We start from the raw sequence: 9,945 nt of genomic DNA on the forward strand, positions 1-9,945 counted from the left end.
CGTTTCGGTGCGGGAGGCGGGTCAGGCGTGCCAGCGGACGAGGCGGACGCCCTTGGGTTCCAGGGCGACCTCGGTCGCCAGGGGTGCGGCGCCGGGCCGGCGCAGGGTGGTGAACACGCTCGTGGGGGCGTGGTTGACCACCACGGCGCAGCGCTCGCTGCCGCGGTGCAGGACGGTGGTCTCGACGGCGGGCTCGTCGGCGGCGATCTCCCGTTCGATGCCTGCGGCTTCGGCGAGGCCCGCGTAGAGCAGGTGCCAGGGCGCCTCATGAAGCCGGTAGGGAGCGTTGATGCCCGCTTCGAGCGGCGCGCTGAGGTGGTAGGCGACGCCCCGGCCGTGGCGATGCCGGGTCAGGGCGGGCGCGCCGCAGGGGAAGGCGGCGAGGACGTCGGCGCCCACCGCTTCCAGGAGCGGGATCTGGCCGGGCGTCCGGTGCACCGGGTAGCGGACGCCCTGCCAGGTGAACGAGTCCGCGGCGGCCTGGTCCAGGGTGTAGTCGCGGATCCGGACGCCGAACAGGTCTTCGCCGCCGAAGGCGTGGAGCAGGTCGCCGGTGGTGTAGAGCAGGGTGCCGCCGCCTGCCACGTAGGCCCGCAGCCGCTGCTGGTCGGGCAGGGACAGGTGGGTCACGGAGGGACAGACCACCAGGGCGTATCGGTCCAGGGCGTCCGGGCTTGCGAACTCGTAGGGCAGGTGGGCGCGTTGGAGGAGCAGGTGGGCGTAGAAGCCGGCGGCCTCGCCCGATCCGCCGGCGGCGAGGTAGGCGGCGTCCCCGGGGTCTTCCTCGGGCAGGAACACGCCGACGGCGGCCGGGGCGGGTGCGAAGCCGGCGAGTTCGCCCGTAGCCCGGGCGGCGAACTCCCGGTAGGCGTCCATGGCGGGCTTGAGCCTGCCGTCGGCGGCGACCAGTCCGACGAACCGCTCGTTGGGCCGCAGGGCGTAGGGCTTGTCCTCGGTGGTGAAGTCCTGCCAGCACCACACGGCGGTGCCGGCGGCGCCGGCCGCGAAGGCGCTGTGCGTGGTGGCCCGCAGGTACCGGGCGGCCGTGTCCTCGTCGCAGCCGTAGCTGCCGAGTTCGTCGACGAGGACGGCCGTGTGGGCCCGGCCCCGGCGGACCAGGTAGGGCACGAAGGAGCTGGCCTTGACCGAGTCGACGGCCTCGATGTGAAAGGGGCTCCACACCGGGAAGCCGTGCAGACCGACGAGGTCGAGCGGGCCTGAGTGCTCGGGGCGGAAGGCGTGGCCGCCCGTGACCGCCGAGGCCTCGTTGGCCTGGAGGACCAGTGCGGCGGGGTCGGCGGCGCGGATCTCGTCGGCGAGCAGGGCCCACCAGCGGCGTACCTCGTCCGGGGAGAGTGCGGCGGATGCCGCGGAGTCGACGTGGATGACCTCGTCGCCCAGGTCGTAGGCGAGGATGTTGGGGGTGTCGCGCAGCGCTCCCGCGATGTGTCCGACGAAGGCGCGCTGGCGTTCGGCCATGGTCTCGTCGCGCCACAGGTCGCGGCCGCGGCGCCACGGAGGTTCGAAGCGCTGGCCGTTCATCCAGACGGTGAGCAGGGAGGGCAGGCAGTACAGGCCGTGCTGTTCCGCGAGAGCGGCCAGTTCGCGCAGCCGATGGGTCTTCTCTTCGTCGTAGACGCCCTCCACGGGCTCGAAGTCGGCCCAGAAGACGAAGAACCGGACGGTGTTGAAGCCGAGTTCGGCCATCCTCCGGAAGTCGGCGTCCAGCGTCTTGGGGTCCCATGTGCGCCAGTAGGCGCAACCGGCCTGCGAGGGGTGGTAGTTGAAGCCGACGGCGAAGTAGGGGCTGCCGTCGCGCCGGAACGTCCCGCCGTCGAGGGTGAGCCGGCCGGGCGGGGTCACGGGGCCGTCCATGCCTGCCTCACCGCCTCCACGACGAGCGCGGTCTCCTCGGCGCCCATGCCCGCGTAGAGCGGCAGGCTGAGCTGGGCGTCGGTGACACGTTCGGTGACGGGCAGGTCTCCGCGGCCGGTGCCGAACCGCTCGCGGTAGGCGGTGAACAGGTGGCTGGGCGGATAGTGCACGCCGGTCTGGATGCCGGACGCCTTGAGCCGGTCCTGGAACTCGGCCCGGTTCGTGCCCTCGGGCAGCAGGACGGGGAAGAGGTGGTGGGCGCTCTCCTCCACGGGGCGGTCGGCGAAGGGCAGGATGATGCCGGGAAGGTCGGCGAGGTGCTCGCGGTAGTGCCGGACGACGGCCCGGCGGCGGGCCTGCGCGGCGGGCAGGCCGGCGAGCTGGACGCGGCCGAGGGCGCTGCTCGTCTCGGTGGGCCGGTAGTTCAGGCCGAAGCCGTCGACGTCGTAGACGGAGGGCCCGCCGCGGTGGCGGTCCTGTGCGCTGGCGGTCAGGGCGTGCGAGCGCAGCCGGCGGATCCGGGCGAGCAGGGCGGGGTCGCGGGCCACGACCATGCCGCCCTCGCCGGTGGCCAGGTTCTTGGTGGCGAAGAAGCTGTAGCAGCCGATGTCGCCGACGGTGCCGAGGATGCCGTGCGGGGTGCGGGTGGCCGGGGCGTGCGCGGAGTCCTCGACGAGGGCGACGCCGTGGGAGCGGGCCAGCTCCGCGAGGGCGGTGAGGTCGGCCGCGTACCCCCCGTAGTGCATGGCGACGATCGCCTTGGTGCGCGGGGTGATGCGGCGGGCGACGTCGTCGACGTCCACGCACAGGTCGTGCGCGGAGGCGATGTCGGCGAACACGGGGGTGGCGCCGGCCAGGGTGACGGTGGCGGCGGCGGAGACGAAGCTGAGGGAGGGCATGACGACCTCGTCCCCGGGACCGATGCCCAGGGCGAGGACCGCCAGGTGGAGGGCGGCTGTGCCGTTGCTGACGGCAACCGCGCCGTGCACGCCGAGGGCGTCCGCGTAGCGGGTCTCGAAGTCCTGGGTGACGGGTCCTGTGGAGAGCCAGCCGGAGCGCAGGACGTCGGCGACGGCGTCGGCCTCGGCGGCGCCGATCTCGGGGCGGTACAGGGGGACCTTCCAGTCGCTCATCGGCGGACGGTCTCCTTCCGGGTGGGGCTGTCGGCGGCGGGCCCCTGCGCGCCGAGGTAGCGGGCGCGGTCGGCGCGGAAGGCGCGGGCGGCGCGTTCCAGTTGCTCGGGGGTGCCGATGTCGCGCCACTCGCCGTCGAAGACGTATCCCTCGATGCGTTCGCCCGCCGCCCGGGCGGTCTCCAGCAGGGTGGGCATGTCGTGGCGGCCGGCGGGCGGCAGGAAGCGCAGCAGGCCGGGGTCGAGCACGTAGATGCCGCCGCTGACCAGGAATTCCATGCGCGGCTTCTCGCGGAAGTCGACGACCTGGCGGTCCTGGTCGATGCGGACGACGCCGTGGGCGATGTCGACGCTCTGCGGGGTGAGGGCGATGGTGGCGGACGCGCCGGACTTCTTGTGGACGGACCACAGGTCGGCGAAGTCGATGTCGGTGAGCAGGTCGGCGTTCATCACGAGGGTGGCGTCGTCGAACGGTTCCAGCAGGGCCAGCGGTCCTGCCGTGCCCAGCGGTTCGGTCTCCAGGCGGAAGTCGAGTTCCAGGCCTTCCCAGTGGCGGCCGCCGAAGCTGTCCTCGATCATGTGGGCGCGGTAGCCGAGGGAGAGGGTGACGTGGGTGAATCCGGCGTTGCGCAGCTGTCGCAGGATGATGTGGAGGATCGGCATGCCGTCCACGGGCATCAGCGGCTTGGGGACGGTCAGGGTGGCCGGACGCAGCCGGCGCCCTTCTCCCCCCGCCAGTACGACTGCTTTCATCGGGCCCCCTCCTTGTGACGCTGTGCGGAAACGAGCGCGGAGTAGACCCGGTGGACGCGGTCGGTGGTCGCGTCCCAGGTCAGCTCGCGCCGGAGTCTTTCGTTGCCCTGCCGTCCCATCCGGATCCGCTCGGCCGGGTCGTCCAGGAGCCGGCACACCGCGTCGGCGACCGGCCCGGGTTCGGCGGCGGCCAGGAGGCCGTCCAGGCCGTGCCGGACGACGTCCGCGCTGCCGGCGAAGTCGGAGGCGACGACGGGCTTGGCGCAGGCCCAGGCCTCGGCGTAGACGAGGGGGAAGACGTCGACCGTGGACGGCAGGCACACCAGGTCCGAGGCCGCCAGGGCGCTGTGCTTGTCGTCCTCGTCGACGAGGCCGTCCTCGATGACGCGCGGGTCGGCGTGGGCGGCGAACTGCTCCAGGCAGTCCTCGTCCCAGCGCGGCCCCAGGAACACCAGGTGGGTGTCGGGGTGCCGTTCCCAGATGGAGCGGGCGGCCTCCAGGAGCACCGTGTAGCCCTTGGAGCGCATCTTGCGGCCGAGGAAGAGCACCATCGGCCCGGTGATGCCGCGCTCGCGCCGGAACCGTTCGGGATCCGCGGCGCCGGGCAGATGCGGGCCCTGGGTGACCATGTGCAGCGCCCCTGGGGGGACGCCCTCAGCCTCCATCAGGTCCCGTTCCGCGGCGGTCAGGACGAAGACGGCGTCGGCCCGGCGGCAGGCGTCGAGCACGGCCTCCCGGTCGGGCCAGACGCCGGCCGCGGAGGCCGGGGTGACGGCGAACGGGACGTTCCAGGCGCGGGCCAGTTCCAGACCGGTCCGCAGGTCCTCGGGGTGGAAGGCGTCGAAGGCGTGCACCACGTCGGGCCGGTCGTCGTCACCGGGGTCCGCGGCCCGCGGCACGGGCTCGACGCGGACCCCGACGCCCGCCATGAACCGGGCGGAGTCGTCGTCCATGCGGCCGGAGTGCACACGGACGTCGAGGCCGCGCCGGGCCATGCCCTCGGCGAGGTACTGCATCATCAGTTCCGCTCCCGCGCGCGCCGGGAAGTACCCCCGGTGGACGTAGCGGACGCGCATCGCGGTCACCGCTTCGCGGCGCGGGCGGCGATGTCCCGCGCGTACCACTCGTACGTGCGGCGCAGGCCTTCGGCGAGGTCGACCTTCGGCGTGTGGCCGGTCAGTTCGCGCAGCCGGCTGACGTCGGGGAGGCGCCGGGCCGGGGAGAGCGGCGGCGCGGGGTGGACGTCGGTGGCCGGGAAGCGGCCGGCGGTCTCGAAGACCTTGCGGGCCAGGTCCTCGATGACGATCTCCTCCTGGTCGTTGCCGATGTTGACCAGCAGGGCCTCCTTGGTGGGGAGCGCGGTCAGCGCGGCGATGGCGTCGACGGCGTCGCTCACGTAGCAGAAGGCGCGGGTCTGGTCGGCCCCGTAGACGGCGAACGGGTCGGCGCCTCCCAGCAGGCGTTCGATGAACTGCGGGATGACGTGCTCGTATCCCATGCGCGGGCCGTAGACGTTGTGGAAGCGCACCATGCGCAGCGCGAAGCCGTGGGCGCGGGCGTAGTTGCGGCACAGCACCTCGCCGGCGATCTTGCTGAAGCCGTACGAGGAGCGCGCCACGGTGGGGTCGGAGACGACCAGCGGGACGTCCTCGTCGGTGGGGACCTCCGCGACGCCCGCCTCGACGCTGCCGGCGTACGCCTCGCTGGAGGAGGCGAAGCAGAAGGCGGCGTCCGGGAGGGTGGTGAACCAGTCGAGGACGTGGATCGTCGACAGGAGGTTGGTCCGCAGGACGCGCTGCGGCTCCTCGTTGGAGTAGACCACGCCGACGACGGCCGCCAGGTGGTAGACCTCCGCGTAGTCCCCGTCGAGCAGTCCCTCGGGGATCGGGGTGGTCAGGTCGTGCTCGACGAGCCGGACGTGCGGGCGCACGGCGGCCAGCCGGTCGTCGGCGCGTCCGCGGCTGAAGTCGTCGAGGAGGGTGACGTCGCAGGTGGCGACGAGCTTCTCGGCCAGGTGCAGGCCGATGAAGCCCGCGCCGCCGGTGATCAGGACCTTCTTACGCAACTCCGAGCCTCATTACGTTCGTCGAGGGCGGCAGGACCCGCCAGGTGTCGTAGACCAGGGCGGGCTGGGCCATGCTGAGGATCAGTTCCTCGGCGTCCAGTCCGCGGTAGCCGAGGTGGTCGTTGAGGATGAGCGCGGCGTGGGCGCCGGCGAAGCCCTCCTCGATGGTGACGGGCCTGACACCGAGGGCGGCGATCCGCTCGGCCGGGACCACGAAGTCGTGGCCGACGATCTCGCCGACCCTGCCGCGCAGCAGTTCCAGGAGCGGTTCGTAGGGGGCGCCGCGCAGGTCGTCCGTCTCCGGGCGGCCCTTGTAGGCGAAGCCGGTGAGCAGGACGGTGGCCGTGGCGGGGTCGTGGCCGGCCTCCCACAGTGCGGCCAGCACGCGTTCGCCCACCCGGCGGGGCATGGACTCGTTCAGGGTGCGGGCCGCGCCGACGAGTTCGGGCACATGGCCGTGGCCGGCCAGCGAGTGGCGCAGCAGATACGGGTCCTTGGTCAGGCAACTGCCGCCGACGAAGCCGGGCTTGTGGATGTCCGGGCGGGGGTAGTCGCGGTTGGCGGCGCCGATGACCTCCATGGCGTCCAGGCCGAGCTTCTCCGCGATGAGGGCGACCTCGTTGCCGAAGCCGTAGATGAGGTCGGTGTGGCAGTTGCACACGAGTTTGACCAGTTCCGCTGCTTCCAGCGAGGAGACGGGGACGACCTGGTCGGTGACCGTGGCGAAGAGGTCCGCGGCCAGTTTGGCCGCGTTCTCGTTCAGGCCGCCGACGATCTGCGGCAGCGACAGCAGTTCGGCGAGGGCCTGGCCCTGGATGGTGCGCTCCGGGGCGAAGGCCAGCAGTGGTTCGGCGACGCGGGTGCGCAGTATCGGCAGGACCAGGTTCCGCGAGGTGCCCACGGGGACCGTGGAGCGGACGACGACGAGGGTGTCGTCGTCGATCCCGGCGGCTATGGACTCGGTCGCGGCGGTCAGGTGGCCGAGGTCGGGCGTTGTGCTGCCGTCCTTGATCGGCGTGCCGACGCAGACGATGACGACCGGGGGCAGTCGGTGCCCGTCGACGGTGTCGGTGACGTGCAGGGTCCCGTCGGCGGCGCTGTCGCGGATCAGGTCCTCCACGCCGGGTTCGGCGAGGACCAGCCGGCCCTGGGCGAGTTCGCCCGCGACGGCGGGGTTGGCCTCGTAGCCGAGGACCCGCTTGCCGGTGGAGAGCAGGGCCGCGGTGAGCGTGACGCCGACGTATCCCATGCCGACGACGCAGACGTCGAATTCGTGAAACGGTGTGCGCGATTCCATTCTGCATATCCCCTGGTGATATGGACCGGTTCGGCGTGCGAATGTCATCCGACGACCCAGTGGGTCTTCTCCGCCCTGCCGCCGAGCTGCCTTTTCTGGTCGTCGAGACCCTTGACCTCGGACCCGCCCGCGTCGACTTCGCGAATGCCCTGCGCCCACATGCGCTTGAACACGTTCAGCCAGACGTACTGGGGAATCGCGGTGAATCCGGTGGGGTCCTTGAACATGTCGGTGAGCCGCTCCGGGAAGCGCATCGACATCGTGCAGTAGAGCGCAGCGCGCTTTTCTCCTGTGCGCTCGCCGGCGAAGAACATGACGGGCACCTCGTCCTGTCCCTCGACGGCCATGCCGCCGAGGTAGGCGAAGTAGTCCCGCTCGTTCTCGCCGCCCGGCTTCTGGGTGATCAGCGCCATGTAGTCCTCGGGCGTGGAGCCGACGACCGTGCCCTGCTCGCGGCGGGCTTCGAAGTAGCCCTCGACGATGCCGCGGGCCTTGGCCGCCTCCTCGGCGGTGTGGCCGTAGGGGCGGATCCGGAAGTCGAGGTGGTCGTTGCGCGTGAGGAAGTTCTCGAACCGGCGGAAGGCCAGCCGGTTCTTGGTCTTGTACTTGCGGTGCTCCTCGTTCTTGAGGGTGCGGATGCGCAGCTCGCCGTCCGGGAGTTCCTCGAAGAGCTGGTCCAGGTAGTAGACGCGGTTGGGGAAGGTCTCGTCCTCCTCCGGGGCGCCGGGGTGCCAGGGGTCGGCGGTCACGGGGGCGAAGCCGGCGGCGAGGAACAGCTCGTGGTCCTCGGGCGAGAGGTGGCGGACGTACACCGATTCGGAGGCCAGGCCGGCCTCGCGGACGTCGGCGATGAAACCGCGCACAGCCTCCAGGCGGCCCGGTCCCTTGGGGGCCACGATGTGGAGGTGCTTGGCGAGGTGGCCTTCCTTGCTGAAGTAGCCGACCCCGAACAGGTTCTCCCCGTCGTGGAACACCAGGCCGTTCCGGTACTGAATGCTGGAGCCCCGCAGGTTGTATCCGTTGGCGTAGAGCATCAGTCCCAGATGCCCCATGGCGAACGACCCGTCCTTGAAGTTCTCGATGGTGTCGAAGGATTCCTCGACGGGCCTCAGCTTGTCCCCGAAAAGACTCAGCAACCGCAATTCGAAGTGATGCCGTTCATTGGCCAGGAGACGCATAGATTACTCGACCATTCGATAGTCGGATTACTCGTTCACCATAACGTGCGGAGTGCGGTTGACCAAGAGATGTGTTCGTCAACCGGCTTTCTCTCAGCGGACTTTGACGCGGGTTCGGGAGGCGGGCGCCGGCAGCGCGTTCCGGTCGATTTTTCCGGCCGGGGTGCGCGGCAGCTCGCCCAGCGCGACGAACACGTTGGGCACCATGTACTCGGGCAGGGTGCGGCGGACGTGCTCGCGCAGCTCCCCCGCGGCGGGCGCGTCGGGACCGTCCGGTGTCGTGTACGCCACGAGGCGCGGACCGCCCCGCACGTCCTCGCGCACCACCACGGCGGCGTGCACCACACCGGGATGCGCGGCCAAGGCGTGCTCGACCTCGCCGAGTTCGATCCGGAAGCCGCGCAGCTTCACCTGGTCGTCCCAGCGCCCGAGGAACTCGTACGGGCCGCCGCCCGGGCGGCGCCTGACCCGGTCGCCGGTGCGGTACATCCGGGCGCCGGGCGCCTGCGCGAACGGGTCGGGCAGGAACCTCTCGGCGGTCAGCCCGGGCCGGCGCTGATAGCCGCGGCTCACCTGCCGCCCGCCGAGGTACAACTCCCCCGGCTCGCCGTCCGGCACCGGGCGCAGGTCCTCGTCCAGCACGTAGGCGTCGACGGCGGGCAGCGCGTCACCGATCGGCACGGCGGCCTCCTCCCCCGTCACGGCTGCGGCGATGGCCACCACGCTGTTCTCGGTCGGGCCGTACATGTTGAACACCGCCGTGACCCCGGCGTCGAACATCGACCGCACCAGCGGTCCGGGCAGCGCCTCCCCGCCGGAGAACACCGTGCGGGCCCGCCCGGCCAGACCGCCGAGCGCCGCCAGTTGCGCCAGCGCGGAGGGCACGCTGGAGACGGTCGCGGCCGACACCGGCGCGTCGGCGTCGCACACGGCGAACACGTCGTCCGCGAGCACCACCGAGCCGCCCGCGCACAGCGGGACGAAGATCTCGTACACGGACACGTCGAACGAGGTGGGCGTGGCCGCCAGCACCGAGTGGAGCCGGTCCGCGCCGACGAGGGCGCCCAGGCCCGCCACGAGCTCGGACATGCCGCCCCGGGTCACCATCACGCCTTTGGGCCGGCCGGTGGAGCCCGAGGTGAAGATGACGTACGCCAACTGTTCGGGCACCGGGGCCGGTCGCGGGCCGGCGGACGCGGCAGGCCACTGGGCGAGCTCCTCGAGGAGGAGCACGGGACCCTCGTAGGGCACGGTGCCGACCAGCTCGCGGTGGGTCAGCAGGGCCGCCGCCGCGGAGTCGCCGAGCATGTGCGCGCAGCGCTCCCGGGGATAGCCCGGGTCCACGGGGACATAGCCCGCGCCCGCTTTGAGGACGCCGAACAGGGCTGCGACCATCTGCGGGGTCCGGCCCGCCAGGACCGCCACCCGGTCGTCGCGCCCGATGCCGGCCGCGCGCAGCCGGGCGGCGACCCGGTCGGCGGCGGCGTCGAGCTCCCGGAAGGTCCAGGTCCGGCTGCCCCAGGTGAGCGCCGGGGCGTCCGGCCGCTGTGCCGCCCACGCCTCGAACGCCGCGATGACGTCCGGTGCGTCCTGTCCCGCACGGCCGGCGGGTCCGTAGTACTGCTCTGACTTCACCGTGGTTCCC

8 protein-coding genes are annotated in these 9,945 nt (G+C 72.0%); all 8 read right to left on the minus strand.

The window, feature by feature from the left end; all coding sequences use genetic code 11:
* Positions 1-21: 21 nt before the first annotated feature.
* Positions 22-1,875, minus strand: coding sequence for a beta-galactosidase trimerization domain-containing protein (locus ACFYXA_RS27925; protein WP_352245738.1), 1,854 nt, complete (start codon positions 1,873-1,875; stop codon positions 22-24).
* Complete coding sequence (locus ACFYXA_RS27930; RefSeq protein WP_352245739.1) at positions 1,860-3,008, minus strand: DegT/DnrJ/EryC1/StrS family aminotransferase; 1,149 nt, start codon at positions 3,006-3,008, stop codon at positions 1,860-1,862. The genes ACFYXA_RS27925 and ACFYXA_RS27930 overlap by 16 nt, the downstream gene beginning before the upstream one ends.
* On the minus strand, positions 3,005-3,760 hold the full coding sequence (locus ACFYXA_RS27935; RefSeq protein ID WP_352245740.1) for a sugar phosphate nucleotidyltransferase: 756 nt from the start codon (positions 3,758-3,760) through the stop codon (positions 3,005-3,007). The genes ACFYXA_RS27930 and ACFYXA_RS27935 overlap by 4 nt, the downstream gene beginning before the upstream one ends.
* Complete coding sequence (locus tag ACFYXA_RS27940; RefSeq protein ID WP_352245805.1) at positions 3,757-4,836, minus strand: glycosyltransferase family 4 protein; 1,080 nt, start codon at positions 4,834-4,836, stop codon at positions 3,757-3,759. The genes ACFYXA_RS27935 and ACFYXA_RS27940 overlap by 4 nt, the downstream gene beginning before the upstream one ends.
* 5 nt (positions 4,837-4,841) lie before the next feature.
* The gene (locus ACFYXA_RS27945) at positions 4,842-5,825 is read right to left on the minus strand and encodes an NAD-dependent epimerase/dehydratase family protein (protein WP_351093962.1); all 984 of its coding nucleotides are present in this window, start codon (positions 5,823-5,825) and stop codon (positions 4,842-4,844) included.
* Complete coding sequence (locus ACFYXA_RS27950; protein ID WP_389037792.1) at positions 5,818-7,122, minus strand: nucleotide sugar dehydrogenase; 1,305 nt, start codon at positions 7,120-7,122, stop codon at positions 5,818-5,820. Before ACFYXA_RS27950 ends, ACFYXA_RS27945 begins: the two co-directional genes overlap by 8 nt.
* 44 nt (positions 7,123-7,166) lie before the next feature.
* Entirely contained in the window at positions 7,167-8,258 is a 1,092-nt protein-coding gene (locus tag ACFYXA_RS27955; RefSeq protein ID WP_352245743.1) for a hypothetical protein, read from the minus strand.
* 135 nt (positions 8,259-8,393) lie between these two features.
* The gene (locus tag ACFYXA_RS27960; RefSeq protein WP_389037796.1) at positions 8,394-9,935 is read right to left on the minus strand and encodes an amino acid adenylation domain-containing protein; all 1,542 of its coding nucleotides are present in this window, start codon (positions 9,933-9,935) and stop codon (positions 8,394-8,396) included.
* Positions 9,936-9,945 lie beyond the last annotated feature (10 nt).

This window comes from Streptomyces sp. NPDC002566 (assembly GCF_042889585.1).
GTDB lineage: Bacteria > Actinomycetota > Actinomycetes > Streptomycetales > Streptomycetaceae > Streptomyces.